We start from the raw sequence: 26,534 nt of genomic DNA on the forward strand, positions 1-26,534 counted from the left end.
GGGAAGGCGGGAGATGGCGCTCGGAAAGCCTGCTGCGGGCTTTCCCGGCGGTTCGTGGCGTATCGTTGTCTCAAGCTGTCCGGCTGATGCGTCCGCTTTTCGGACGGGATATCCGCGGGTTTCAGAAGAATCGTTTTGCTGCTGACCGGTCGGAAATGTCGTACGAAACAAGGCCGAAGGCCTGCTTCATGATAACGGTAGATAATTCATTCTCTCCTTCCAATCAACGTTCAGGAAACATCCAGAGCAGGTATCTTTACTCTTACGTAGAGCTTGGCGGCGCGCTGGCTCACAGATACGAGCCCCAACCCGCCTGCTGATACTTACGAATATTGAAGGAGACAACATGGCTGACAACAACAACGGATACTGGCCCGCCGATAACGGCGGCCAGCCTGAGCAGCCGCAGAACGACAACCTGCAGCAGGACGCTCCGACGACCTCGGATGCGCAGGATCAGCAATTCGCCCAGGAGCCGCTGGGCGCGCCTCAGGAAGCGCCCGCGCAGAACGACGACGCGCAGCAGCCGCAGCCCGAAGCGCAGGATACCCGTCCGACCCAGCCGTTGGCGCCTGTCGCGCCGACCTCAGAGCAGGCCCAGGCTTCCGAACCGACTCAGCCGCTGCCGCCGCAGCCGACGCAGCCGACGCAGCCGCTGTACCGCCCGGCACCGGAATACGGCGCCTACGGCCCGACTCCGACTCAGCCGGAGCCCCAGCAGCCGCAGCCGACCCAGCAGCAGAATCAGAACACGGGCAACGGCGGCAACCCATTCTTTAACGGCAACCCGTTCATGACGCGCCCGACGGACGACGCCTCACAGCAGAATCGCCAGAACGGCAACACGCCCTACGGTTTCCCGTTCGGCCCGCAAGGCCCGAACGGCGGCCAGGATCAGGGCATGGCTCAGCCGGAAGACGGCGGCAACGCGTCTCGCGGCGGGAGCTCCGCGGCCAGCCACATCGTGACCGCAGTGGTGGCCGCCCTGGTGGCCGCGGCGCTGTGCCTCGGCGTTGGATACTTCGCGCTCACCTATGGTTGGGTGAGCACGCCGACGACGACATCGCTGACCAACGTCCAGTCGAACAAGTCCGGTACCGGCAGCGCCACCGCCAAGACGGGCGAGGCCGCCGACTGGAAGACCGTGGCGAGCGAGGTCTCCGGCTCCGTCGTGTCGATTCAGGCGGCGCTGAGCAACGGCACCGCCAAGGGGTCGGGCGCGATCGTGAGCGCCAAGGGCTACATCGTCACCAACAACCACGTGATCTCCGGCGCCCAGCAGATTCAGGTGACGCTGTCCAACGGGCAGATGTACACCGCTCAGGTGGTCGGCACCGACACCACCACCGACCTGGCGGTCATCAAGCTCGACAACCCGCCGAGCGACCTGAAGGCTGTGGAATTCGCCGACTCCGACAAGCTCGCCGTCGGCGAGGACGTCATGGCCATCGGCAACCCGCTGGGCTATGACGACACCGCCACCACCGGCATCGTGTCCGCGCTGAACCGTCCGGTCACCGTGACCGATGACTCCGGCTCCGACATCGTCACCAACGCGGTGCAGATCGACGCGGCCATCAACCCCGGCAACTCGGGCGGCCCGACGTTCAACGCCGCCGGCCAGGTGATTGGCATCAACTCGTCGATCGCCTCCACCGCGACCTCCAGTGATTCCGCCGGCTCCATCGGCATCGGCTTCGCGATTCCGTCGAACCTCGTCAAGCGCGTGGCCAACGAGATCATCAAGGACGGCAAGGTCAAGCACGTGGCCCTCGGCGTGACAATCACCACCGGCACGGTCGAGGCGGACGGCGTGACCCGCGCCGGCGCCAAGGTCACCGCGGGAACCTCCGGCTCCGCCGTGGTGTCCGGCAGCCCCGCCGACAAGGCCGGCCTGAAGGTGGGCGACGTCATCGTGGCGTACGACGGCAACGCGGTGAGCAGCACGTATTCGCTGCTCGGCTATGTACGTGCGTCGGCGCTCAACGACAAGGTGACGTTGACCATCGTGCGCGGCGGCAAGACCATGGACGTCGAGGTGACGCTCGACAAGGAGGAGTCCGCGGTGAACGGCTCCGGCAGCTCGAACTCGAACAACAACCAGAACAACCAGAACAACCAGAATGGCAACGGCCAGAACGGTAACGGCAATGGCAACGGCAACAGCAACAATGGCAACAGCAACAACGGCAACGGCAATGACAGCAACGGGTACGGCAACAACGACTACGGCAACGGCGGGTTCTCCGATCCGTTCGGCCTGTGGTAAGTTCCGCTCCCGAAGCCGCTGACGCTGCCTGACGGCTGACATTGCCCGGCAGTTGACATGGCTCGATGATGGAGGGGCCGGTGCGCTTGCGCCGGTCCCTCCACTTGTGTCTGCGGCCATGTTCCCGCGTGACGTTGGCGTGTCCTTTCGCAGTTGTTGCTAGAGTTAGTCGAAGACGTGGATGGCATGTGCCGCCGCGCAACATAATCGAACGAACAATTGAATATCGAATAATCTTTTTACGCCGTGTATCGCCTGCCCTCGCCGTTTTAGGCAGTGCTGCCGATGGGTTAACAAGGCGTGGGTCGCATGCCGTTCGTGATTCCGCGCTTGTTGCTGGGATGACGGATGGTCCGTATACGAGCGTAAGGAGATACGATGCGTAAGTTCATCTATCTTTGCAGTCATCTGTGTGTTCAAGTGCCGCTGTTGCCGATTGCCGTGCTCACGGTCATTCCGCTTGCCGTGTGCCCGTCATGGCGCCCGTGGGGAGCGGCGGATATTCCTGTACTGGGCAATCCCGGCGTGGGCCAGTGGATTGTCATCATCGTGGTGGCGTACACGATCATCGACACCGTGCGCGGCATGATCGACGATTTGCGGCATGGCCGGGTCGGTGTGGATCTGCTGGCTGTCGTGGCGATCGCCGCCACGGTCGCCGTGCAGGAATACTGGGCGAGCTGGGCCGTGGTGCTGATGATCTCGTCCGGCGAAGCCATCGAGGAATACGCCCAATCCAAGGCCGAAAGCAGCCTGACCGCGCTGATGACGGCCGCGCCCCAGACCGCGCACGTCGTGCGATGGCCCGGCGTGGGCGTCGCTGGTGTCAACACCGGCGACGGCAGCGACGGCAGCTCCGACGACCGGGGCGACGGCTTCCGCAAGGTCGCCGCTCTGCCGTCTTCCGCCGCCAGCGGGTCGTCCGACGCTGCGACTTCCCACTATGACACCGTTGCGGTGGAATCCGTCACCCCCGGCGATGTGCTGATTGTGCTGCCCGGTGAAACCGTGCCGGTAGATGGCGAGCTGTTGTCCGGATCCGCCACGCTCGACCTGAGCAACATCAACGGTGAGCCGGTGCCGCGTGGAGTGTTCGCGGGCGCCCGCGTCATGTCCGGCGCGGTGAACGGCTCGACCACGCTGACCATGCGTGCCACCGAAGCCGCCAGCGACTCGCAATACCAGCGCATTCTCGCGCTCGTCGCGGCCGCGCGGGATTCCCGCCCGGCGGTGGTGAAGACCGCCGATGTGCTGGCAGTGCCGTTCACGGTGCTCGCACTGGCGATCGCGGCCGTGGCATGGTTGGTGTCCGGTGTGCCGACGCGCTTCGCTCAGGTGCTGGTGCTGGCGACCCCTTGCCCGTTGCTGATCGCCGCCCCCGTCGCGTATGTGGCGGGAACCGGCCGACTAGCCAAGTCGGGAATCCTGATCAAGACACAGGACGTGCTGGAGAACCTCGGCCGCGTCACGCACGTGTTCTTCGACAAGACCGGCACGCTGACCGTGAAGCAGCCGCAGGTGACCCGCGTCGAGATGCTGCCCGGTGCCGGCACTCACCTCAATGAGGACCACGTACTGATGATGGCGGGCGTGGTCGAGACCTATTCCGTGCACATCCTCGCCAAAGGCATCGCGAAGGCCGGCACGGAAGCTCTGTCCCGGCTGCATCGGCGGTTCGAGGAGGGGCAGCGGCTATGCCCGCAGCCCGATGCGGACTGGCCTGGTCACGGGCGCGATTATCCGGTCGTCAAGCACATTGATGAAGACGCCGGGAAAGGCATCTCCGGCGAAGTGAATGGGCATAAGGTGCGCGTAGGCAGACTGTCTTTCGCGGCCTCAAGCGAAGATGGGTTCCTGCCGGTTGAGCGGATCGTCCCGGGCCGGGCCACGACTGATGGAGACCGGCGGTCCGGAAAACAAGGTGAGGGGCGGCTTGCGGACGAGATCCGTACCCGTTTCGGCATGCTCGCGCCGGATGAAATGGCCTCGTACGTGTCGGTCGACGGTCAGCTCATCGCCCGGATCGTCCTGCGTGACGTGCCGCGCGCGAACGCCAAGTCGGCGCTCGCGAGCCTGCGCGGTCTCGGCGTCGCCAAGCTGTCCATGCTGACGGGAGACAAACGATCCTCCGCCGCCATCATCGCCAGTGAGGTCGGCATCGACGACGTGCATGCGGAACTGTTCCCCGAAGATAAGGTCACCGCTGTCACGACCGCGACCGTGACGCCATCGCGCGGCGTGACGATGATGGTCGGCGACGGCGTGAACGACGCGCCCGTGTTGGCCGCCGCCGATATCGGCATGGCCATGACGGACGGCACGTCGACCGCGGCCTCGGAGTCCGCGCAGGTGGTGATCCTGAACGACGACATCGCCGCCGTTCCACGGGCCATCGCCATCGCCCGCCGCACCAAGCGTGTGATGCTGCAAGCCGTGCTGGCCGGTCTCGCGCTGGCCCTGATCGGCATGGTTGCGGCGGCGTTCAACTTGATTCCCGTCGTGGTCGGCGCTTTTCTGCAGGAAGCCATCGACGTGGTAAGCATCCTCTGGGCGCTCACCGCGCTGCTTGACCGTGACTGACGGGCCGTGGTCGACGGGCGCAGCTGGGCCGGTCGTGATCGACCGGCCGCGCCCGTCGCCGGACGATCGGGCGAGAACGAATGTGACATTCGACAACAATGGGGGCAATGCCGGGAAATCCCGCCGTTGCCCCCTTCCGTGATTCGGTGGCTTGCGATAACCTATAACGCGTGACTGAATCTGAGAACAATGAACTTCGTATCGCCGTGATCGGCGCCGGTCCCGCCGGCGTCTACTCCTCCGACATCTTCCTGCGCCAGCTGAAGAAGCTCGGCGAGGAGCTGGGTCTGGGCACCAAGGCCCGCATCGACCTGTTCGAGAAGCTGCCGGTCCCGTTCGGCCTGGTCCGTTACGGTGTGGCCCCCGACCATCCGAGCATCAAATTCATCGCATCCGCGCTGGAGAAGACGCTCGACAACCCCGACATCCACCTCTACTGCGACGTGGAATTCGGCAAGGACGTGACCCTGGACGACCTGCTGGCGCGTTACGACGCCGTGCTGTTCGCCACCGGCGCCGTCAAGGACAAACCGCTGAACCTGCCGGGCGCCGACCTCGACGGCGTGTACGGCGCCGCCAAGTTCGTCGAATGGTATGACGGATACCCCACGGGTGCGCGCGAATGGCCACTTTCGGCCGAGAACGTCGCCGTGATCGGTGGCGGCAACGTGGCGATGGACGTCGCGCGCGAGCTCATGCGCAACGCCGACGACCTCAAGGCCAAGACCGACATCCCCGACAACGTCTACGAAGGCATCCAGGGCAACAAGGCCAAGGTGCTGCATCTGTTCATCCGCCGTGGCGTCGCCCAGGCCAAGTTCAGCGTGCAGGAACTGCGTGAGATGGAGAAGCTGCCCGGCGTGCAGCTCATCATCAACGAGGACGACTTCGAGCTGGATGACGACACGATCGAAGAGGCCGGCAAGGACAAGCTGACGCGCCAGATGGTCGAGGAGCTGTTCACCATCCGCGAGATGGCCGAAGACATGGAAGACGACGGCGACGTCGATTACGAGGGCAACCCCGCAGATCGCAAGTATTACGTGCACTTCAACTCCGCTCCCACCGAGATCCTCGGCAAGGACGGCAAGGTCGCGGGCATCCGCGTGGAGAAGACCGAGACCGGCGCCGACGGCAAGATGCACCGCGCCGGCGAATTCGAAGACTACCCGGTCGAGGCCGTGTACCACGCAATCGGCTACAAGCCCGCCGAAGCGCCCGGCATCACCTATGACGAGAAGGGCGCCCATCTGGCCAACGCGAACGGCGATGGCCGCATCACCACCGAGGCCGCCGGCGGTGACGTGCGTGAACGCCTGTATGCCACCGGGTGGGCCAAGCGCGGGCCGGTCGGCCTGATCGGCTCCACCAAGTCCGACGCGTTGATGATCGTCACCAACATGCTGGAAGACCTCGCCAAGGCGGCCGAAGGCGGCCGTGTGGCCGTCGACCGCGACCCCGAGTCCATCGACCGCCTGCTCGCCGAGCGCGGTGTCAAGCCGATTGACTTCGCCGGTTGGAAGAAGGTCGATGCCTTCGAACGCTCCGAGGGCGCGAAGGAAGGCCGCGAGCACAAGAAGGTCGTCGAGCCGGATCAGATGCGTGAGCTTGCTCACGCCTGAGCGACCTGTAGCGCGACTCGTATACATCGATCAAGCCGCCTCCCGTGTGACATTGTGGGCGGCGGCTTGTTTTTGCCCGTACTTGTATCATCCCGTGCCTCCGGAATCATTTCATTGTGCTCAAGGCGCATATCCAGCCAACTGTCAGACAGTGAATTTAGTGTGTGGGCTATGGACGGTAAATTGCATGTGCGCGGCCACTTCAACGGCCTGAAAACGACGCTGCTCTTTGCGTTGATGTGGGCCATCGTCATGTTGATCTGGTGGGCCACCGGCGGTGGCCGCGGCACGCTGGGCGTATATATCGTCATCGGTCTGGTCTCCACGTTCAGCACGTACTGGTTCTCCGACAAACTCGCCATCGCCTCGATGGGCGCCCGCGCGGTCACCGAGCCGGAAGCTCCCGCACTGTACCGCATCGTGCGCGAACTCAGCGCCAAGGCCGGCAAGCCGATGCCTCGCATCTACGTCGCCCCGACCATGAGCCCCAACGCGTTCGCAACGGGCCGCAACGAGCGCCATGCAGCCGTATGCTGCACGCAAGGCATCCTCAACATACTCAACGAGCGCGAGATTCGCGGCGTCCTCGGCCACGAGCTCATGCACGTGTACAACCACGACATCCTCACCTCCGCCATAGCCTCCGCACTGGCGACCATCATCACGTATCTGGGATACTCGCTCATGTATTTCGGCGGCGGTCGCAGCAACGACCGTGACAACTCCTCCGGTGCCTTCGGTCTGATCGGCGTGCTGGTGAGCGCGATTCTCGTGCCGATCGGCGCCTCTCTGATCCAGATGGCCATCTCCCGCACCCGCGAATTCGACGCCGACGAGGACGGCAGCCGCCTGACCGGCGACCCCGAAGCGCTCGCCTCCGCCCTGAACAAGATCTCCTACGGTGCTCAGACCAATCCGATGCCGAAAACCGCGGGCACGCAGTCGGTGTCATCCATGATGATCGCCAACCCGTTCTCCGCGCGCGGATTCTCGAAGCTGTTCTCCACGCACCCACCTACCGACGAGCGCATCAGCCGGCTCATGCAGATGTCGCAGGAGATGCGCAATTCCGGCATCGGCGGCGGCAGCAGCCCGCAGTACTTGTACTAGCTTCGTTGCGCAAGGTTCGCGGGCATCGCCGTCATGTGATACACTGACGACTTGTGCACAAAGCACTGCGGATGTAGTTCATCGGTAGAACGAAAGCTTCCCAAGCTTTAAAGGCGGGTTCGACTCCCGTCATCCGCTCCACTTCCCTCAACGATAAGGCTTTAAAACCCAATCATTCCAACGATTTTCAATTTTGTAGGCACTTGCCCAATCACACGATTTTTGTCGAATTGTTGTCACCGTGTTGTCACGAGGTGTGTAAAAGAGGATTCGGAGAGTGGTTTGGGCTCAAGAGTTTTCCCGTGGTCAATGTTTCTGCTGCAGTGATCTTGCTGCTGATGGATGTTGCCACGTAATCAAGATCGGTGTCGAATAGGTCTGCATAAGTATCCCTTCTTAGCTTGGCTTATGACAGGATTTTTCTCTGAATTCAGTGCTCTTTCTCTGAATTCAGAGAAAGAATGTATAATTCAGAGAAAAATTCAGAGATTCAGAGCAGGCGGTGGCGAATGGCGCACGAGTATGGCAAAGAAACCCTGTCCAAGGAATTCAAAAGCGATCGCGATAAAGGTCTGCCGGATTCCGAATTAGTGGAGGCTGTTGTCGCCTTAGCCAATACGGACGGCGGGTGCGTGTATCTGGGTGTTGAGGACGACGGCACCGCGACCGGTGTCCAGCGCAAGCATCAAGATCCTGTCGGGCTGTCAGCGATGATTGCCAATAGGACTGTGCCCCCGATATCGGTTCGCGCGCAATTGGTGGGTGATGGCGTCACCGTCATCCAAGTCGATGTACCCAAGTCACATAGTGTGGTGTCAACTAAGTCGGGGAGAATCCTGCGGCGCATGATGAAAGTGGACGGTACGCCCGAAAGCGTACCTATGTATCCGTATGAGATCGCTACCCGGCTTTCGGATCTGGGTAAGCTCGACTACTCCGCCCAACCGGTTCCGGGGGCCACGCGGGAGGATTTCGATCCGTTGGAGCGCGACCGCCTGCGCAAGATCATCTCCACCTACCGATCCAGCGACCGTAATCTTCTAGAGCTTTCAGACGAGGATCTGGAAAAATCATTGCGTCTTGTCGTATCGGCGGATGGGAATGTAACGCCGACCTTGACAGGTTTGTTGCTCATCGGCAGTGAGGAGTCACTGCAACGTCTTGTCCCGACAAGCGAGGCGGCTTTCCAAGTTCTGGTCGGCACCGACATCAAGGTGAACAATACATATCGCGGCCCGCTGCTCAAGACCATAGAGCAGATAGCGGAGTCGTTCGCTCCTTGGAATCCAGGAACTGAACTGACCGTGGGTTTGTTTTCCTCGGTGGTGCCCGAATTCGACGAGAGGGCGTTCAGGGAAGCGTTGGTCAATGCGTTCGGCCACAGGGATTACTCAGTTCTTGGCCGTGTGCGTGTGCTGGTGGATGACGCGGGACTGACGATTGCCAATCCTGGAGGATTCGTGGAAGGCATCAACGTTCACAATCTGCTTACCGCGGAACCGCATGGACGAAACCCATGCCTCATGGATGCGTTGAAGCGAACTGGGCTAGCCGAGCGAACCGGTCGTGGAATCGATCGCATTTTCGAGGGGGCCTTGAACTATGGTCGGCCCTTGCCTGACTATTCGAGATCCAACGGGCGGGGTGTTTCGGTGCTGCTGCCTCGGAGCGCGCCCGACGAGGCGTTTGTGGAATTATTAGCCGAGGAACGCGAGCGTAGCGGCAAGTCAATGTCGCTTGACGGTCTGCTTATTCTGGATAAGCTCAAGCGAGAGAGACGTTGTGGCTTTGACGCGTTGTCAGAGTCCTTGGATATGAGCGATCAACGTCTGCGCACTGTATTGGGGCAGTTGACGGAGTCTGGGCTCGTCGAAAGCTCCGGCACTAACGCTCGTCGTACATACACATTGGGGGCGAAAGTGTATCGGCGCAGCGGTAAAACGGTGGAATATGTCAGACAGTCAGGCATCGACAGGGTGCGTTACCCCGAATTGATCATGAAGCTGATGCGCGAGCAGAAGTCGGTAAGCAAAAACGACGTGATGGAGCTATTGCATCTCGACGAGAACCAGGCATATTACCAATTGCGAAAACTGGTTGGTGAGGGACGCGCCAAAAAGGTGGGTGGTGGTCGCAATGTACGATATGAGGAAATGCAACGAGACGACGATGGAATATCGGGCGAACAGTTCTGATTAGGGATTATCCCCTGAATGCATAGAGCTGGGATTCAGCACAGCAAAGAGGATTTTCATCGACTCGTTCGTCGGTATGCAGGAATCGCCATGGAATTGTTCCATGGCGATTATCCGTTTTCTCCGGACGCTCATCGTCCAGACCAGTTTCGCTGATTCTGCTCCACGATTGAAGTGTGGGCGATCCTTTTGCCCTCTACTGATGCCGTTGGAAGGGAGCCGGCATGCCGATATATTCATTCCCCGAACCACGCTATATTTCGGGCGCGGGCTGTTCCCAATCCATTGATATGAATATGGGGTTAGCAAGCGACGTATGTGTGGCCACACGTGCTCGCTCCACAGGTGCGGGACGGCTTGCCGGGAGACCCGGTCCCCATGGTCGGCGAGGCCTCCAGACCGCTGACGTGGCTTATGGAATGAGCCGTTCCAGCTCCCGCGGGGAGGTGTTTCTTTATGGGCTGGCGTGACAACCGCAGGCGCAGCGTATGCAAGAAAATCATGTTCACACCGGAGGAATGGGAGCAGACTAGGAGAATCCACGAGCGTTGGGCGAGGAACATCCCGGTATACAGGCGGTGGGGTGATTTCGCCCGCCAGACCCTCATGCATGGCGCGTTGATGAACGTTTCGGTGACGCTGGCGAGCGATCCGGAGGTGTTCAAGGCCGAGCCCCACCACATCGGCGTGAACGTGAACCAGACAGCCCATTGCGCTGGCCCGACTGGTGGATCCTGCTCACCGCCACCACGCACCCGGTCTACCTGCTGGCAATAGCGCCAAAGATCAGCCGGTTCATCACTGGCGGCCAGCGATGAATGGCAAGAGCATGGAGGCATGGCGGTATCTCGGCATGGCGCAAATGACGAATTCTTCCATAACGTTCTTCAGGTCCGGGCCAGTTGCTTATAGAGCGTATGAGCGTCTGGGTAAATCCTGCAGGGCACTCCGGCGACGTTCGCTTGACGCTCCATGATGGGGTCGTGCTTGCCATACAGCAGCAGTTTGCCGGGCCTTATCGCAAAAAGCTTCTCGGCGAAGAGCAGATCCAGTTCGGATTCGGTGTTCGCGCATCCCAATGTGCTGGTGGCGCACATCACTCCGGAAGGAACGCAGCTCAGGCATGTGATGGTGCTGGGGGAACCGCATCTGAGATTCTGCACGATTTTGACGCCGTTCACCGCCAATGTCGCCAGATAGAGCTGATTAAGCAGCATGATTGCCTGCTGCCATTCCAGGTCCATGTCCGAAGTGACGGTGAGGTCCGAGCCGACGGCACCCATATACCGCGAGTATTCCGGGATGTCGTCGAGGGCCTTCTCCAGTCGCGGGTATATCCGCATGTCACTGGTGAACAGACAAAGCACGGTATGGGAAGGATTATGGACGAATCGCGCCTTGCGATCCCGGTACGGCACCATGAGCTCCGGCCATTCGTCCAGATACATCTGCGGCTGAAGCATCGGGAAACCTTGTGGATTGAACTGGATGCCTTTACCGCTGAGATAGTCGGCGTAGCGGTCGATGAGCTCTTCGAATGATGCGATGGATCGGTTCATGCCGCCCTTCCCACGTTGGGAAACTTCATGACAAGGACGTGCGCCCCCGGGATTTCGCATCGCAGCAGGCACAGCACCTGGCGCAGGCGATGCTGGTGAAACTGCTGCACCGCCTGGCCTTGGAACCGGGGACGGCAATCGTCGATCACTGCGATTTGACGGCAGCCGGCCAGGGACGCCCTGACCCGTTCCCAGTCCGCCTCATCCCGAACGGCGAATAGCACCGAGAGCCAGATGCCGCGCCGCTTGCCATTGATGTCGAACAGACAGTAGGGCGTTCCTGCTTCCGGCATCAGGGGATCATAGGGAACCGTCTGCGCGACGGCGTCGGCGGGCCTGCCGTCCCAGAAAGTGCCGATGAGATCATAGGTGGATTTCATGCTTGTCCCTTTGCCTAGAGATCGAAGACAATGCCGGTGCCCAGCTCGATAGCCTTGTTGGCGAACTCGACGAGCTTGCGGTAGATCGTTTCAAGCCGTGGGTTGATCGGCTCCGTGAGCCGCCATTCAAGCCATCCGAGCATGAGCTTGCACTGCTCGGCGTTCAAGTAGTCCACGTCTCCAGGGTCGATGAGCGAATTGCACAGCCTGTCTATCGGGCCGATGAAGTCCTTATCGAGGAGATCCTCGTCCCCCTCGGTTAGTTCGAATGATTCCGTCTGCCCCGGCTTCGCTTGGAAGGTTTCGGGAATATAGCCGTAGTAGTTGAGACCTTCAAGGCTGAGAACAAGGACAAGTTCCATGATCACATTTCCCTTCTCTTGAGAATTTTGAAGTGGGTTTCTTTGTTGCTTCCAGGCAGACCGTTGAGCTTGACGTTTTTCTTCGTTCTTTTGTCGTATATGCGCAGATAGCCCGCCACCATGTCCGCGTCGATTCTCCACCGGGCGTTCTCGAACACGTACTTGACGCCCCTTCTGCGCCCCTGGGCACCGGGAGTGAACCGGCTGACAATGTCATTGAGATCGACCGGCTGCCTCTTCCAACTTTCGTTCCACCTCGTCTCGCGGTCTTTGCTTCTGTCGTAGCGGCCCTGATCCACCATGGAGCCGGGGACGTCGTTGCCGATGTAGCTGCGCGAGCTGTCCGAATACCGCTGCTTGCTGTCCGACATATGCCATATGTCCTTTCCTGCGGCGCCTTGCCGCATGCCATCTTGAAGATGCGCCAGCATTGTGAGAATGCGGCGCGCTTCACCTGTTTGTATGAGTGGGTGGGTCCAGACGGTGGCACAATGGGATGTGCGAGATAGTCCATTGTGGGCCGTCTGGACCACGGTGCGAGAACTTGCCGGTTCGCGCACCGTTTTTTTTATTGCAGAATCTGTGCCGGGTCGGCCTGCTTCTCATCCCTCCTTTCCAAGAGGAGTCCGCGTGCGTAGAGTTCGAGGATGCTGGCGTCGAGCGCTTCGTCATCATGGCGATGGCGCAGCCAGTTCGCATGCTGGTTCAGGATGTTAGAAGCGCATTCCAGCGAGGTGCCGAATCGCTGAGAGATTTCCTCGATGGTCGTGAGACCGAGTTCTTCGATGAGTACTTGGGGCGCGATAGCGTATTTCGCCCAGAAATTCGCTTCGATTTCGGCAAGCTCGCTGTCTCGGAGATGGCCTCGCATGGTGTGTCCCATTTCATGCAATTTGGTAAAACGAATTCTTCCTGAGTTTTCTTGGAGATTGCAGGCAATGTATCGGCTGTCATTGCCGTTTGCGCTAATCGTGAATGATATGCCACTTGGGCAGCTGCAGAGCGTCATCAAGTCATCCAAGGAGACAGATGGGTTGAATGCAATCTGATAGGGTATCGTTTGAATTCCGTGTGCATCCAGCAACTCTGATGGGTCGATGGGCAGCCTGATGTAGCCGAGTTGCTGGAATGCGTCCACCACGCTCCATTTCAACTCCTGATAAAACGACGGGTCGTCAATCCTATATCCCGTGATGTCCTCCTTGTTCCCTTGCAGTCAACAGAGTCATGATGAGCTCCCGCGTCTCCGCTTCGCTGAGATCGCCGCCGTGCCTGGCGCAGTACGCCTTGATCGTGCCGAACGGCGTATCGGCGTTTGATTCGGGCAGGCCCAGCAGAAATTCCGATGTGGTGTGCAGAGCGGTGGCTATGTTCGCGAGCGTACTCGACGTGGGCTCCCGCTCTCCCGCAAGGTATTTCGAGATATTCGGCTGGGTTGTCCCGGCTCGCGCGGCGAGCTGGGACTGATTGATGCCATGCTGCCGCATAAGCTTGCGCATCCTGTCGCCAAGTGCCGCCGTCATATGATGTCCTTTGTCTTTAAGCCTGCGAGGCTCCTTTTCAATTGCTTCACGGCAATCAATATACCACGATTATTCCAAAAGGAATAATCGTGGTGCAACAACTAATGTGCTGCAAGTAGGAAAACGCAAGATAAGTCGTTCCCAAATTGTTGTCACCATGTTGTCATACAAGGCTGCAATCAGGTAAATAAAGCCGCTAAATCACTGGTATTTAGCGGCTTCTCAGCATCGGTCAAGGCGGGTTCGACTCCCGTCATCCGCCCCACCACTTTCCGCTCCCGCTGGCGGGAGCTGGCTCGCGTCAGCGAGACTGAGGGTGAGACTGAGGGTGGTTTTCCACCTATCAGATAGCTACACGTGCCAGCTCCAGCAGGGGGCTCAGTTGCCCGCGTCCCCCGTATCTCCCGCGTCGCCGGCCATCTTAATCAGCTGCTCGATGGTGACGAACTCGTACCCCTGCTTCTTGAGATCGTCGATGATGCCGGGAAGCGCCTCGACGTCCTGCGAACGGTCGCCGCCGCCGTCGTGCATCAGCACGATCGCCCCGTTATGCGCGCCCGTCATCACGGCATCATGAATCGCCTTGGCTCCGGGACGCTTCCAATCGAGCGTATCGATATCCCACAGCACGTTCATGTCGATCAGGTCGGACGTCTCCTGCCACTGCTTCTTGCCGAACGCCCCGTATGGCGCCCTTAGCACTTTCGTTACATGCCCGGACGCCTTCTTCATGTTCGAAAACCCGGCGATGATTTCAGCGCGCAACGCGTCGCGGCTGAGTGTCGGCATGTCCGGATGCGTGTTGGAATGGCTCGCCACCTGATGTCCCTCCTCCAGCATGCGTTTCTCGGCGTCCGGGAACGACAGGCACTCCTCGCCCACGTCGAAGAACGTGGCCTTGACGCCCTTCTCCTTGAGGATGTCCAGGATCGGGCCGCTGTATTTGCTCGGCCCGTCGTCGAACGTCAGCGCGATGACCTTCTTCCCCTCCGGGCGCGGATTCAACGGCACGACGATCGTGTCCTGCGGCTCGACGGTGACGCCTTTGTCCACATGCTTGCCGGAACGTTTCCCGACCCAGTATTCGTGCACGCCGTCTTTCCCGGCCTGCTTGAGTATCTGTATCGAGCCGCCTGCGATGTCGATGCTTTCGCCGTGCGGCACGGTCTCCTTTCTCACGGTATGGTCTTCGGTCACATCCTCGCCTGACGTCACCATCACCATGCCATCCTGCGGGATCGTCGTGCTGTCGATTGCATCCCGGCGCACGGCAGCGCCGTTGATGCTGACGACGATCGGTTTGCCGGCATGCTTCTCGATCATGTCGCCGGCCACGTCGACCAGATTGCCCGGATGCGCGTCGAAATCGCCATTGTCGCGCAGCAGTCGTCCCAACGTCATGTCGACGCTGACTTTCATGGAAGTGCCGTTTACCGTGATCGGTATCTGCCGCCAATGCCGGTCCCACATCCACCAGCCACCGACACTGCCACCGGCCAACGCCAATATCACCAGAATGGCGACGAATGCAATCAGCCGATGCCGTCCCCTGCCGTGCCGCCCGTTATCGGGGCCGGCTCCGTACTCGCCATATTCGTTCCCGCGCGTCTTCCCCGCCCGGCGCACACTGTCCCCAAACGACAGCTCTTCAATGTACTGCGGTTCTTTTGTCACGTTCTTATTTTACGGAGGTGAAGGTGGGGGAAAGGTGAGGAACGGGCCGCGGCGTGCGGAGGCGATGGATTCCGCCCGGCGGCTCCGGCCGGAGTAGCGGTGGTGCCAAATGTTGCATGGTCGCGGGATAATGCAGGTATGACGATTGCAACTGCCGAACGATACGCTGAAATGCTGGACGCCGCGCGCCGCGGCGGATATGCCTACCCGGCGATCAATGTGACGAGCTCCCAAACGCTGAACGCTGCGCTGCAGGGTTTTGCCGATGCCGAGTCGGATGGCATCATCCAGGTTTCAGTGGGCGGCGCCGCGTATTTTTCCGGTCAGGGCGTGAACGACCGCGTGACCGGGTCGTTGGCGTTCGCGGCGTTCGCGCATGAGGTGGCGAAGCGCTACCCGCATATCACCGTCGCGTTGCACACAGACCATTGCGCCAAGCAGTATCTGGACGGTTGGGTGCGTCCCCTGCTGGACATGGAGGCCGATGAGGTGGCGCACGGCCGCGAGCCGATGTTCCAGTCCCACATGTGGGACGGTTCGACGGTTCCGCTGGACGAAAACCTCGCCATCGCCGAACAGCTGCTCGACAAGTCCGTCGCCGCGCGCACGATCCTGGAAATCGAAATCGGCGCGGTCGGCGGCGAAGAGGACGGTCATAGCGCCGAAATCAACGAAAAACTGTATTCCACGCCGGCCGATGGCGTGAAGGTCGCCCAGCGTCTCGGCCTGGGAGAGCGCGGCCGGTACATGGCCGCGTTCACGTTCGGCAACGTTCACGGCAGCTACAAGCCCGGCGTGGTCAAGTTGCGCCCGGAACTGTTGGGCGACATCCAGCGCGAGGCGGCTCAGGCCGTGGTGGACGGGCGTATCGCATCCGCCGCCGGGGCCGTCGATTTTCCGAACGGCAAGCCGTTCGCTCTGGTGTTCCACGGCGGTTCGGGCTCTCGCCCGGAAGAGATCGCCGAGGCGGTGCGGTACGGCGTCGTCAAGATGAACATCGATACGGACACGCAGTACGCGTTCACCCGTGCGATCGCCGATCATGTGTTCTCGAACTACGATGCCGTGCTCAAGGTGGACGGCGAGGTCGGCGAGAAGAAGCTGTACGATCCGCGCTCCTGGGGCCGCGAGGCCGAGAGCGCGATGGCGGCCCGCATCGTGGAGGCCTGCAAGCAGCTCGGTTCCGCCGGCAAAGCCCTGAAGTGACGTCGGTCGCCGCGGTAGATGCAACCGCAGCTGTCGAGTTACGGTCTTCCGATATGATGGCTGAATATTGGAAAAATGCGTCGGCGCGGGATTTCCCACGCAAGTGCAGGGAGAGACTGCAGGAACTTCAACAAGGCAAGGACGGCAAGTTGCAGCCGTTCGCGCCCATGTTGATATGGGCGTTGACAAAACGAATGCGACGGTAACCGCCGCCCCAGCGCTTACCTTCGCAGTAGAGGGCATACGGTAGGCTGTTCCCGGCGGAATTGTGCGGATGCGGAGGTGCAGTATGTCCGGAATCGTGTTGATCGGCGCTCAGTGGGGCGACGAAGGCAAAGGCAAGGCTACCGATCTGATCGGTACCAAAGTGGACTATGTGGCCCGTTTCAACGGCGGCAACAATGCCGGCCACAGCGTGATGGTCGGCGACCAGATGTATGCGTTGCACCTGCTGCCTTCCGGCATCATCAGCCCGAACGTCACCCCCGTGATCGGCAACGGCGTCGTCGTGGATCCGGAAGTGCTGTTCGAGGAGATTGATGGTCTTGAAAGCCGCGGCGTGGACTGCTCCCGCCTGCTGGTGAGCGAGGCTGCACATGTCATCGCGCCTTACCATCGCACGCTCGACAAGGTGACCGAGCGTTTCCTCGGCAAGCATAAGATCGGCACCACCGGCCGCGGTATCGGCCCGGCCTACGCCGACAAGATCAACCGCGTCGGCATCCGCGTGCACGACCTGTTCAACGCCGAGCACCTGCATGACAAGGTCGAAGCCAGTCTGCACCAGAAGAACCAGATTCTGGTCAAGCTGTACAACCGTCGCGCCATCGACGTGGACCAGACCACTGACGAGCTGCTCAAGCTCGGCGAACGCCTCAAGCCGTACGTCGCCAACACCGGCCTGATTCTGAACAAGGCTCTCGACGAGGGCAAGACCGTGCTGTTCGAAGGCGCCCAGGCCACGATGCTTGACGTGGATCATGGCACTTACCCGTTCGTCACTTCCTCCAACCCAACCGCCGGCGGCGCCTGCACCGGCACCGGCGTCGGCCCCACCAAGATCACCCGCGTGGTCGGCGTCTCCAAGGCGTACGTGACCCGAGTCGGCGAGGGCCCGTTCCCCACCGAGCTGTTCGACGAATCCGGCGAATGGCTTCGCCAGCAGGGCCACGAGTTCGGCGTGACCACCGGCCGTCCGCGCCGCTGCGGCTGGTTCGATGCGGTCGTGAACCGCTACGCCAGCCAGGTCAACGGTCTGACCGACCTCGTGCTCACCAAGCTCGACGTGCTCACCGGTCTCAAAGAGATTCCGATCTGCGTCGCCTACGACGTGGATGGCGAGCGTTACGACGATATGCCGACGGATCAGGCCGCCTTCTCTGCTGCCAAGCCGATTTACGAGACCATGCCCGGCTGGACCGAGGACATTTCGCAGGTCCACGAGTTCGACGAGCTGCCCGCCGCCTGCCAGGCGTACGTCAAGCGTCTTGAAGCTCTGAGTAACTGCCGCATCTCCGTGATCGGCACCGGTCCTCAGCGCGACCACATCATTTCCGTCCACTCGCTTCTCGACTAGCCGCCATTCGGCGATCTCGCCGACCCACGGCTGCCGGGACAGAGTGAATCCGCGTACTACAAGGGTTTCAGATCATGAATCAGTCTGTACCGTTCGTGCCCTCCTCGCATGACGAATCCGATGGCGGCGACGCCGCCGGCGCGGGGGACATCGAATCCGTCTCTGCCGGGTCCGACGTCGCCGACACTTCCGCGCCGGACTCGACTCCAAGCGAGGCTCACGCCCTCGCCGCGGACGAGCCGGCGCCATCGACCCAAGAGATCAGCGCCTCCGAAATCGAATACTCGGCGCCTCGGCCCACCGGACTGGCAGCCGCAGTAGCACCACCTTCCATTCCACTGGCCCCGGCCAAGCGCGTGCAGGCGAAATTCAATCCCCTCGCCGATGGCATGCTGTATTTGGTGGTGTTCGTTGGCGGGTTCTTCGGCACGGCGATACGATACGGGCTCTCGCTGCTCCTGCCGAATCCGGCCGCGCCAAGTGGTCTCCTTCATTCGTTCCACACCGCCACGTTCATAGCGAACATGCTGGCGTGCTTCATCTTCGCCGCCCTGAGCACGTACATGTCGCAGGCGGCGTGGATTCGCAAGCGCATCCGCCAGCTGGTCAGCCGCGGTGTCGGCATGGGCATGTGCGGCGGGTTCTCCACGTTGTCGGCGATGATGATCGAGGACCTGAACTCGTTGCGCGCCGAGAACATCGTGGGATTCGTGACCTACACGCTGCTGAGCTTCATCTGCGGTTTGATCATCGCGTGGCTTGGCACCATGCTGGGCCTTGCGCTGAGCCGAAAACGCGAGGCGCGCGTGGTGGCTCGCGCGGTGCGCGAGTCGCAGGCCGCCGGCGCTCCGTCCGGAGCAGACTTGGCTGTTGAAAGTCAGGCCGGTTCGGAACCGGCTGCGGGCCGCGTACAAGACATGCCAGTATCCGACGAACAGCACCTTCCGTCGTTCGAACCGGATCCGATCACCGCGGAAATTCCGCTCAGGCCTGATCCTGAAACCGGGGAGGTGCGCTGACATGTTTGCCCTGATCTGTATGTGCGGCGGCTTGGGCGCCGTGACGCGGTTCGTCCTGAACACCTCGATTCAACGGTGGTGGAACCGCGCGTTCCCGCTGTCCACGTTCATCATCAACGTGCTCGCCACGTTCTTCGCCGGCGTGGCCGCCGCGGCCTACTTCTACCAGACGGCCGACCATTCGTCGTACCTGCTGTTCGTCACCGGCTTCCTAGGCGGTTTCTCTACGTTTTCCACGGCTATCAACGAGATGGTGTCGCTCGCCCGCAGCGGCAAATACGCCGCGGCCGCCGTGTACTTCATGATGACCGTGCTGGTGCCGGTGGTGTGTGTGGTGCTGGGTTGGGGGCTGATCGCGCTGGTGCGGTAGCTCGTCTGCGCTGGAGTGGCTCTCAAAACTCGCAGATACAAAAACGATGTTGTTGGAAAATAGGGGGTTCTGTTTTTGTATCTGCAAGTTTTGAGAGCGTCGTTCTGTATACAATTAGGCGAACAGTCATATTGTGACGGCAAACGATGGAGTGGGGGCATGGTCGGGATGCGTGATGTGGCCAAAAAGGCCGGGGTGTCGTTGAGTACGGTGTCGCTGGTGGTGAATGGTGCCGGGTGCGTGTCCGATGACATGCGCGAGCGCGTCGCCGAAGCCATGCGTGCGCTCAATTATGTGCCGAACGAGCTCGCCCGCAACCTGTATCATGACCGCACCAACACCGTCGGCGTCATCGTGCCCACCATCCGCCATCCGTTCTTCGCCACGTTGGCGGCCGGTCTGCAGCGAGAGCTGTCGGAGCGGGGGCTGCGTACCATGCTGTGCTCGACGGCCGATTCGGGTACTGGCGAGGCCGAGTACGTCGACATGCTCCGCCGGCATATGATGGATGGCATCGTGATGGCGGCGCACACCGAGCACGCTCCGGATTACTGGACTTCGATCGGTCGGCCCATCGTGGGGTTCGACTGTTATCTCGGCGAGGGCATCCCATCGGTCGGCTCCGATCACGAGCAGGGCGGGCGACTGATCGCCGACCTGTTGATTCATAATGGTTCCCGGCATGTGGCGATGGTAGGCGGCCCGTGCAGGCAGTTCCATGATCTGGCGCAGACGCCGACTGGCGAGGTGCGGCAGACGGAATCGCCCGGGAACACCACGTTCCCGACCGTGCGCTATTACCTGACGCTGGAGCGTGAACTGCAGCGTGCAGGCATTCGGTGCGAGTACATCGAGGCCGGGGAAGTGGCGGATTTTCAGGGTTGTGCGACGGCCATGCGCGAACTGTTCGACCGTTTTACCGACGTGGATGCCGTAGTCAGTTCCGATATCGGTGCCGCCTGCTGCGTGCAGGAGGTGTTTCGCCGCGGCATGCGTGTGCCGCAGGACGTGCAGGTCGTCGCCTATGATGGCACGTATCTGACCGACATGGCAGGGTTGCGTCTGACCGCCGTATGCCAGGACTTCGATGCGCTTGCCGGCACGGCCGTCGCCCGCATGATGGATGCCATCGAGGGGCGCCCGGTCGATTCCGCCGGTGACGTAATCCCTGTTTCCCTGCGCGAGGCCGACACCACTCGGCGCTGATCGCCGCGCCTCCGCCAGCGAGTCCGGAGGCGGTACCTACGCCAACCGCTTCGGCGACGGCACCATCGCCTCGCTCACCGATGTGCTGCGCACCCGCTTCGCCGGGGTGTACGACGGTGTCCACGTCCTGCCGTTCTTCACGCCGTTCGACGGCGCCGCCGCCGGCTTTGATCCGATCGACCACACCAAGGTGGACCCGCGCCTGGGCTCCTGGGATGACGTGGCCGAACTCAGCAAGTCCCACGACATCATCGTCGACGCGATTGTCAACCACATGAGCTGGGAATCCGCGCAGTTCCAGGACGTGCTGAAGAACGGCGAGAAATCCGAGTACTACCCGATGTTCCTGACCATGAGCTCCGTATTCCCGAACGGCGCCACCGAAGAAGACCTCGCCGGCATCTGCCGCCCGCGCGGCGAATCTCGCAAGTTCCGCACTCCCAAAAGTCTCACGCGACGCGGCCGGCATATCGGCCGTGCCGCGTCATCGTGTAATATGCGACCGTTACGATAGTTGTATACCCGTAACGAGAGCGCACAAGAGAAGAGAAGTAAACCGATATCATGACCGATGATCAGCAGCAACCGAACGAATTCCCCGCTCCGAAGCCGTTGCCGGGCAGCGTGTACATTCGCCCCGGCATCGATGATCGGCCTGATTACGACAAGGTGCTCAGCCCCGAAGACAAGTCCGCGGTCGCCCGCTTGGCCGTGCATCAGCCGCGGCGCAAGGTCGAGGCGTCCGTGACGCAAGCCGAGACCCAGGTCGCGCAGATGACTTCGGAGGGATCTCCCGCGGCGGCCGCGGCCTCCGTCGACACGGCGGTCCCGGACATGGGCTCGGCGTACGTGGACATGCGCGACCCGGTGGTCAGCGCCGACGGCCAGCGCCCGAACCCCGGTCAGGTGACCCGCCTGTCGTGGGGCTTCGCGGTGGGCGCGACCATGTCGATCGTGCCATGGGCCGCATTGAACCTGCTCGCGCTGCCTGCGGTCATAGCGAAAGTCAGCTGGCAGCGGGTCTCCAGCGCGGTTGCCTCCCGCGCGGCGTTCTCCGGTGGCGGCCAGGAACTCTCCGAGAGCCTGGTCAGTCGCATTGGCGCGGTCGGCGACGGCGGGGTGGCGTCGGCATGGGCCATTGATCTGGCCGTGGTTGTTGTCGTGGGCGTCGTCGTGTCGCTGATTGCCGAGGCCGTCGTCTCCGCGCTGTCCGATCGCACGCGCGTGGCCGCTGGCCGGCGCACGCCGTGGATCATCGCGGGAGGCGTCGTCTCCGCGGTGATGACGCTGGCGCTGGGACTGTGCTCGAACGTGGTGGGCATCGCGTTGCTGTGGGGTCTGGTGCAGGTCGGTTATGTGATGCTGACCGTGCCGATGGCGGCTGCGTTCAGCGAGCGAGTGCCCGACAAGTTCCGTCCGCGCATCGTGCGCGCGCGTGGCATCGGCCAGATGGTCGGCCAGGCGCTGGGCGTGTGGATCGGCGTCGCCTGCGTCGTGTTCGGCGGGCTGTATACGCCGTTCGCCGCGGCCGCCGCGGTGTTCCTGCTGGCCGGCATCGTGCCGGTGCTGGTGTGGCCGAAGGAACCGTCGAGCGAGGAGCAGCCGCATACGGCGATGAGTGCGCACATGCTGATGGAGCGGTTCCGCGCGCCGCGGCACGCCGTCGAATTCTGGAAGGCGTTCGCTTCGCGCTCCTTGGTGTCGGCTGGTGTCGGACTGACGACCATGTTCCTGTGGTTCATCGCATCGGCGCTGATCTTCCGGGATTGGTTCACGCAAGGCAACTCCTCTCCGATCGCGGTACCGGTGTGCTCGTTGATCGCCTCGATGGCCTTGGCGACGCTCGTCGGTTCCGTGGGTGCCGCGTTCATCGCCGGTCCGGTGGGTGAGTACATTGAGGATCCGCGGTATCTGTCGGTCATTTCCTGCGTGCTGTACACGGTGGCGTTGGCTTTGCCCATGACCATGCCGAGCGCCGTCAGCATGGTGCTGTTCGCCCTGATCGGAGGGTTCGCGTTCGGCCTGATCGATACGTTCGGCCAGTTGCTTGCGATGGGCGCGTTGCCGGATGCGCGTTCGGCCGGCCATGATTTGGCGTTCTTCAACCTGTCGAATTCCGTCGGTCTGGCGCTCGCCGCGATAATCGGCGCGGTCGGTGTGGCCGTCACCGGCGGTTTCTCGGTGCTGTTCCCGGCGGCCATCGTCTGTGTGCTCGCGTCCGCGGTCGTCACGATTTCGATGAAGCGCTAGCAATCCGGCCGGATTGGCCGCTGTCGCGCCTCGTTTGGGATTGAGGCATCATCCTATCCGCGATTAGTCCCATCCGTTGCTGCTGAAATGGGACTTTCGCGGGATGGGGCGTCGATGTGTCTGTCTGTAATGCAGGCGGAACGCAGACAGGTTGTGCCGACGCCGCCGATGTTGTTATGCTGCGGCCGTCCACATAGTGAACCTTTGATGGCTGTCGTGGAATTCCGCGCCTATGTTGTCGGACAGTCGAGCGCGAAAGAGCTCGAAAGACACGTTCAATACCGAAAGGAGGTTCGCCGCGATGACTGGATATGCTGCTGATAACGCCGCTAACGCAACTACCGTTAACGTTGTTCTGCTGTCTGCACGAATTATTATTCCGTCTTCGTTGGCGGACTGATTCGGCATCACTGCTTGGAACCCCGCCAACGAAGGCAGGGCTCAGCGAGCAACCAATCGTATAGCCCTGCACGAGTCGCGGGGCTTTTTTGATGCGTCCCACAAGGTCACCGGATCAGCAAAGCGGCAAACGAGAGAGAACAGAATAAAAAATCGCGGGCTCGTCCGCGTGCAGTAACAGGAGCTAACAATGACAGCAGTCACACTGACAGCTGACGGCACCACTTCGGTGGGTGGAAAAGCAAAGGCGATGGTCCGTGACTCGGTCAAGACCGTGATCGCCGCCTCGATGGTCGGAACCGCCATCGAATTCTACGACTTCTACGCCTACGGCACCGCCGCAGCGAACTACTTCCCGCGCATCTTCTTCTCCGCGAAGGACAACCCCACCGTCGCGCTGCTGATGAGCCTGCTGACCTTCGCCATCGCGTTCATCGCTCGTCCGCTGGGATCCCTGATCTTCGGCCACTTCGGTGACCGCATGGGCCGCAAGACCACGCTGGTCGTCTCGCTGATGACCATGGGCGTCGGCACGTTCCTCATCGGCTGCCTGCCGACCTACAGTCAGGTCGGTGTCGGCGCGGTCGCGGTACTGTGTCTGCTGCGTTTCATCCAGGGCATCGGCCTTGGCGGCGAATGGTCCGGTGCTGCGCTGGTCGCCACCGAGAACGCGCCCGAAGACAAGCGTGCGCTGTACGGCTCCTTCCCGGAGCTCGGCGCCCCGATCGGCTTCTTCCTGTCGAACGGCACCTACTTCGTGCTGGAGTCGTTCAATGACACCGATGCGATGTGCGCCTGGGGTTGGCGTGTGCCGTTCCTGCTGTCCGCCGTGCTGGTGATCATCGGCCTCGTCGTGCGAGTCCACATGGAGGAGACCCCGATCTTCCGCATGGCCCAGGAGCAGAAGAAAGTCGTCAAGTCCCCGCTGACTGAGGTGTTCCGCAAGTCCTGGAAGCAGGTGCTGCAGGCGACGTTCCTCGTGGCCGTGACCTACACGCTGTTCTACACGCTCGCCACCTGGTCGCTCGCATGGGGCACCAAGATCAAGCGTGAAGGCGGCGGCGACCTCGGCTTCACCAACCAGGAGTACCTGCTCATGCTGATGATCTCCATCTGCGTGTTCGCGCTGTTCATCGTGCTTTCCTGCCTGTATGCCGACCGGATCGGCCGTCGTCGCGTGCTGATGTTCTCGTCCTGCGCGCTGGTCGTGTTCGCCGTGCTGTTCCCGTTCCTGCTGGACAGCGGCCTGGTCGGTCAGAAGAACTTCGCGGCCACCATGGTGTTCCTATGCCTCGGCTTCGCCCTGATGGGCATCGCCTTCGGCCCGATCGGCGCCTTCCTGCCCGAGCTGTTCGACGCGAACGTGCGTTACTCCGGCTCCGGCATCGGCTACAACCTCGCCGCCATCGTCGGCGCTGCTTTCGTGCCGACCATCGCCACGTGGCTGTCGAAGAACTTCGGCGTGCATTCGGTGGGTCTGTATCTTGCCGTGATGGCCGTCTGCTGCCTGATTGCGTTGGCGACCTGCAAGGAGACCAAGGACGTCGACTTTACGAAGTGACGGCGATGGTCGGGTACCGCCCGGCCGCGCTTGAACTCCCAAAAAATAACAACAATACACAAAAACAATCATTCAATATTTGGACGTGGGCAACCACGTCGCCTCCAGTGGTACTAGAAATGAGCCACAGGAGGGGATGACTTTGGCGCGGGACACAATCCCGCGTGGAAGCCGTCTGCAACCAAGAGGGCCGTCGAAAGCGAGCGCGTTCGGCGGCAAGACATCCAATTAAAGGAGTGCCTATTATGGCAGCAACTATCTGGTATGAGAAGGACGCCGATCTGTCCGTGTTCGATGGCAAGAAGGTCGCCATCCTCGGTTATGGCTCCCAGGGCCACGCGCATGCGCTGAACCTGCGCGACTCCGGCGTTGACGTGGTCGTCGGCCTGCGCCCGACCTCCAAGTCCGTCGAGTTCGCCAAGGAGCAGGGCCTTGAGGTCAAGCCGGTCGGCGAGGCCGTCGCCGAGGCCGACGTGGTCATGATCCTGCTGCCCGATCAGTACCAGGCCGCCGTGTACAAGAAGGACGTCGAGCCGAACCTGAAGCCGGGCGCTGCCTTGGCCTTCGCCCACGGCTTCAACATCCACTACGGCTACATCAAGCCTTCCGAGGATCACCCGGTGTTCATGGTCGCTCCGAAGGGCCCGGGCCACATCGTGCGTCGTGAGTACGCCGCCGGCCGTGGCGTCCCGGTCGTCGTGGCCGTCGAGCAGGACCCGGACGGCAAGACCTGGCCGCTGTGCCTGGCTTACGCCAAGGCTCTGGGCGCCCTGCGCGCCGGCGCCATCAAGACGACCTTCACCGAGGAGACCGAGACCGATCTGTTCGGCGAGCAGGACGTCCTCATGGGCGGCATCAACCACCTGTGCGACCTCGGCTTCGACGTGCTGACCGAGGCCGGCTACCAGCCGGAGATTGCCTACTTCGAGGTGTTCCACGAGCTGAAGATGCTGGTCGACCTGGCCAACGAGGGTGGTCTGAACAAGGCCCGTTGGTCCTGCTCCGACACCGCCCAGTACGGCGACTACACCTCCACCGTCATCACCGACGAGACCAAGAAGCGCATGCAGTACCAGCTCAAGCGCATCCAGGACGGCTCCTTCGCCAAGGAGTTCATGGATGACCAGGCTGCCGGCGCCCCGAAGTTCAAGGAACTGCAGGAGAAGTTCTCCCACCCGCACCTTGAGACCGTCGGCCCGAAGCTGCGCGCCATGTTCTCCTGGAACAACGGCCCGGCCAAGGACCAGGACGAAGCCGAGTCCTTCAACGGCAAGATCGCTCGTACCCAGGTTCAGTGATCGCCTCCGCTCCGGCTCCCGCTGGAGGGAGCCGCCAGTCGGTCGCAGACTGACTGAGAGCGGTGCATAACAAGGCCGCCGTTCCCGTTCATTCGGGAGCGGCGGCCTTCTGCGTTGCCGGTGATGCGGCCGGTAACGAAGCCGACATTGCCGCGTCCTGCGCCGTGTCACCCGCTCCCTGCCTGAACTGTTCATACTCCAATAGTGAGATGGTTCACGTTGTGGACGGTGAGGGGGCTGTGGCGGCGTTACCGGTAGGATAGTCCTCAGTTCTAAGGACAAAATCCTTAACGCTTGGATCGACCGGGCCCATGCCCGACCCCAAACGCGCGGAATGCAGGCTCCTGCATAATGCGCAACCACAAACGACACCGT

Annotated in this window: 21 protein-coding genes, 1 tRNA gene and 1 pseudogene; 16 read left to right on the forward strand and 7 right to left on the reverse strand. The window is 61.6% G+C overall.

All coding sequences use genetic code 11. From position 1 onward, the window contains the following. The first annotated feature begins 346 nt into the window (after positions 1-346). The 7 genes from BBBF_RS00635 (at position 347) to BBBF_RS00665 (ending at position 10,553) form a co-directional block, all read left to right on the forward strand. Positions 347-2,269: a S1C family serine protease gene (locus BBBF_RS00635; RefSeq protein ID WP_021648389.1), complete on the forward strand. Its 1,923-nt coding sequence runs from the start codon at positions 347-349 to the stop codon at positions 2,267-2,269. A gap of 378 nt (positions 2,270-2,647) precedes the next feature. Then, positions 2,648-4,849, forward strand: a complete 2,202-nt coding sequence (locus tag BBBF_RS00640; RefSeq protein ID WP_021648390.1) for a heavy metal translocating P-type ATPase — start codon at positions 2,648-2,650, stop codon at positions 4,847-4,849. A 170-nt stretch (positions 4,850-5,019) separates the two neighbouring features. Next, a complete protein-coding gene (locus tag BBBF_RS00645; protein ID WP_003819183.1) occupies positions 5,020-6,471 on the forward strand; it encodes an FAD-dependent oxidoreductase in 1,452 nt (483 codons plus the stop codon). A 171-nt stretch (positions 6,472-6,642) separates the two neighbouring features. After that, a complete protein-coding gene (gene htpX / locus BBBF_RS00650; RefSeq protein ID WP_013389407.1) occupies positions 6,643-7,581 on the forward strand; it encodes a zinc metalloprotease HtpX in 939 nt (312 codons plus the stop codon). A gap of 67 nt (positions 7,582-7,648) precedes the next feature. Next, positions 7,649-7,722: transfer RNA gene (locus BBBF_RS00655), tRNA-Gly, on the forward strand. 368 nt (positions 7,723-8,090) lie between these two features. Continuing rightward, positions 8,091-9,776, forward strand: a complete 1,686-nt coding sequence (locus BBBF_RS00660; RefSeq protein WP_003811470.1) for an ATP-binding protein — start codon at positions 8,091-8,093, stop codon at positions 9,774-9,776. 456 nt (positions 9,777-10,232) lie between these two features. Continuing rightward, on the forward strand, positions 10,233-10,553 hold the full coding sequence (locus BBBF_RS00665; protein WP_014759742.1) for a hypothetical protein: 321 nt from the start codon (positions 10,233-10,235) through the stop codon (positions 10,551-10,553). Positions 10,554-10,663: 110 nt separating this feature from the next. On the opposite strand, the gene BBBF_RS00670 is transcribed toward BBBF_RS00665, so the two are convergent. From BBBF_RS00670 to BBBF_RS00700, 7 genes are all read right to left on the reverse strand, one after another. Then, the gene (locus BBBF_RS00670) at positions 10,664-11,335 is read right to left on the reverse strand and encodes a DUF4417 domain-containing protein (protein ID WP_003817625.1); all 672 of its coding nucleotides are present in this window, start codon (positions 11,333-11,335) and stop codon (positions 10,664-10,666) included. Continuing rightward, positions 11,332-11,715 (reverse strand): hypothetical protein, encoded by a 384-nt coding sequence (locus BBBF_RS00675; RefSeq protein WP_003811477.1) that lies wholly within the window; start codon positions 11,713-11,715, stop codon positions 11,332-11,334. The genes BBBF_RS00670 and BBBF_RS00675 overlap by 4 nt, the downstream gene beginning before the upstream one ends. Before the next feature lie 14 nt (positions 11,716-11,729). After that, positions 11,730-12,077, reverse strand: a complete 348-nt coding sequence (locus BBBF_RS00680) for a hypothetical protein (RefSeq protein WP_014759743.1) — start codon at positions 12,075-12,077, stop codon at positions 11,730-11,732. A 2-nt stretch (positions 12,078-12,079) separates the two neighbouring features. Then, positions 12,080-12,448 carry a hypothetical protein gene (locus BBBF_RS00685; RefSeq protein WP_003817631.1) on the reverse strand — a complete coding sequence of 123 codons (369 nt, stop codon included), beginning with the start codon at positions 12,446-12,448 and terminating at the stop codon, positions 12,080-12,082. A gap of 197 nt (positions 12,449-12,645) precedes the next feature. Continuing rightward, positions 12,646-13,215: an ImmA/IrrE family metallo-endopeptidase gene (locus BBBF_RS09420; protein ID WP_003817633.1), complete on the reverse strand. Its 570-nt coding sequence runs from the start codon at positions 13,213-13,215 to the stop codon at positions 12,646-12,648. Between the two features lie 43 nt (positions 13,216-13,258). After that, a complete protein-coding gene (locus BBBF_RS00695; protein WP_003811486.1) occupies positions 13,259-13,600 on the reverse strand; it encodes a helix-turn-helix domain-containing protein in 342 nt (113 codons plus the stop codon). 378 nt (positions 13,601-13,978) lie between these two features. Then, entirely contained in the window at positions 13,979-15,274 is a 1,296-nt protein-coding gene (locus tag BBBF_RS00700) for a polysaccharide deacetylase family protein (protein ID WP_021648146.1), read from the reverse strand. Between the two features lie 138 nt (positions 15,275-15,412). On the opposite strand from BBBF_RS00700, the gene fbaA reads away from it, so the two are divergent. The 9 genes and pseudogenes from fbaA to ilvC all read left to right on the forward strand — a co-directional run bounded on the left by fbaA (position 15,413) and on the right by ilvC (position 26,159). Beyond that, positions 15,413-16,480 (forward strand): class II fructose-bisphosphate aldolase, encoded by a 1,068-nt coding sequence (gene fbaA, locus BBBF_RS00705; RefSeq protein WP_013362976.1) that lies wholly within the window; start codon positions 15,413-15,415, stop codon positions 16,478-16,480. Positions 16,481-16,769: 289 nt separating this feature from the next. Further along, entirely contained in the window at positions 16,770-18,056 is a 1,287-nt protein-coding gene (locus BBBF_RS00710) for an adenylosuccinate synthase (protein ID WP_003817639.1), read from the forward strand. Positions 18,057-18,130: 74 nt separating this feature from the next. Beyond that, on the forward strand, positions 18,131-19,075 hold the full coding sequence (locus BBBF_RS00715) for a fluoride efflux transporter FluC (RefSeq protein ID WP_014759747.1): 945 nt from the start codon (positions 18,131-18,133) through the stop codon (positions 19,073-19,075). 1 nt (position 19,076) lies between these two features. After that, complete coding sequence (locus BBBF_RS00720; protein ID WP_013389414.1) at positions 19,077-19,445, forward strand: fluoride efflux transporter FluC; 369 nt, start codon at positions 19,077-19,079, stop codon at positions 19,443-19,445. A gap of 159 nt (positions 19,446-19,604) precedes the next feature. After that, complete coding sequence (locus tag BBBF_RS00725) at positions 19,605-20,651, forward strand: LacI family DNA-binding transcriptional regulator (protein ID WP_013389415.1); 1,047 nt, start codon at positions 19,605-19,607, stop codon at positions 20,649-20,651. A 64-nt stretch (positions 20,652-20,715) separates the two neighbouring features. Continuing rightward, a pseudogene (locus BBBF_RS00730) lies at positions 20,716-21,066 on the forward strand (alpha-amylase family glycosyl hydrolase); the annotation flags it as partial. Positions 21,067-21,215: 149 nt separating this feature from the next. Next, on the forward strand, positions 21,216-22,901 hold the full coding sequence (locus BBBF_RS00735) for an MFS transporter (RefSeq protein WP_021648144.1): 1,686 nt from the start codon (positions 21,216-21,218) through the stop codon (positions 22,899-22,901). 589 nt (positions 22,902-23,490) lie between these two features. Then, positions 23,491-24,861: an MFS transporter gene (locus BBBF_RS00740; protein WP_013389418.1), complete on the forward strand. Its 1,371-nt coding sequence runs from the start codon at positions 23,491-23,493 to the stop codon at positions 24,859-24,861. Between the two features lie 245 nt (positions 24,862-25,106). Further along, on the forward strand, positions 25,107-26,159 hold the full coding sequence (gene ilvC, locus BBBF_RS00745) for a ketol-acid reductoisomerase (protein ID WP_003811512.1): 1,053 nt from the start codon (positions 25,107-25,109) through the stop codon (positions 26,157-26,159). Positions 26,160-26,534 lie beyond the last annotated feature (375 nt).

The sequence above is a fragment of the Bifidobacterium bifidum ATCC 29521 = JCM 1255 = DSM 20456 genome, assembly GCF_001025135.1.
Lineage (GTDB): Bacteria > Actinomycetota > Actinomycetes > Actinomycetales > Bifidobacteriaceae > Bifidobacterium > Bifidobacterium bifidum.

What these genes read in the sequence shown, in the direction of transcription:
- BBBF_RS00720 (WP_013389414.1), top strand. Translation starts at nt 19,077, where the DNA reads ATGTTTGCCCTGATCTGTATGTGCGGCGGCTTGGGCGCCGTGACGCGG.
- BBBF_RS00665 (WP_014759742.1), top strand. Translation starts at nt 10,233, where the DNA reads ATGGGCTGGCGTGACAACCGCAGGCGCAGCGTATGCAAGAAAATCATG.
- fbaA (WP_013362976.1), top strand. Translation starts at nt 15,413, where the DNA reads ATGACGATTGCAACTGCCGAACGATACGCTGAAATGCTGGACGCCGCG.
- ilvC (WP_003811512.1), top strand. Translation starts at nt 25,107, where the DNA reads ATGGCAGCAACTATCTGGTATGAGAAGGACGCCGATCTGTCCGTGTTC.
- BBBF_RS00710 (WP_003817639.1), top strand. Translation starts at nt 16,770, where the DNA reads ATGTCCGGAATCGTGTTGATCGGCGCTCAGTGGGGCGACGAAGGCAAA.
- BBBF_RS00715 (WP_014759747.1), top strand. Translation starts at nt 18,131, where the DNA reads ATGAATCAGTCTGTACCGTTCGTGCCCTCCTCGCATGACGAATCCGAT.
- BBBF_RS00660 (WP_003811470.1), top strand. Translation starts at nt 8,091, where the DNA reads ATGGCGCACGAGTATGGCAAAGAAACCCTGTCCAAGGAATTCAAAAGC.
- BBBF_RS00635 (WP_021648389.1), top strand. Translation starts at nt 347, where the DNA reads ATGGCTGACAACAACAACGGATACTGGCCCGCCGATAACGGCGGCCAG.
- BBBF_RS00675 (WP_003811477.1), bottom strand. Translation starts at nt 11,715, where the DNA reads ATGAAATCCACCTATGATCTCATCGGCACTTTCTGGGACGGCAGGCCC.
- BBBF_RS00735 (WP_021648144.1), top strand. Translation starts at nt 21,216, where the DNA reads ATGACCGATGATCAGCAGCAACCGAACGAATTCCCCGCTCCGAAGCCG.
- BBBF_RS00740 (WP_013389418.1), top strand. Translation starts at nt 23,491, where the DNA reads ATGACAGCAGTCACACTGACAGCTGACGGCACCACTTCGGTGGGTGGA.
- htpX (WP_013389407.1), top strand. Translation starts at nt 6,643, where the DNA reads ATGGACGGTAAATTGCATGTGCGCGGCCACTTCAACGGCCTGAAAACG.
- BBBF_RS00640 (WP_021648390.1), top strand. Translation starts at nt 2,648, where the DNA reads ATGCGTAAGTTCATCTATCTTTGCAGTCATCTGTGTGTTCAAGTGCCG.
- BBBF_RS00725 (WP_013389415.1), top strand. Translation starts at nt 19,605, where the DNA reads ATGGTCGGGATGCGTGATGTGGCCAAAAAGGCCGGGGTGTCGTTGAGT.
- BBBF_RS00670 (WP_003817625.1), bottom strand. Translation starts at nt 11,335, where the DNA reads ATGAACCGATCCATCGCATCATTCGAAGAGCTCATCGACCGCTACGCC.
- BBBF_RS00685 (WP_003817631.1), bottom strand. Translation starts at nt 12,448, where the DNA reads ATGTCGGACAGCAAGCAGCGGTATTCGGACAGCTCGCGCAGCTACATC.
- BBBF_RS00695 (WP_003811486.1), bottom strand. Translation starts at nt 13,600, where the DNA reads ATGACGGCGGCACTTGGCGACAGGATGCGCAAGCTTATGCGGCAGCAT.
- BBBF_RS00680 (WP_014759743.1), bottom strand. Translation starts at nt 12,077, where the DNA reads ATGGAACTTGTCCTTGTTCTCAGCCTTGAAGGTCTCAACTACTACGGC.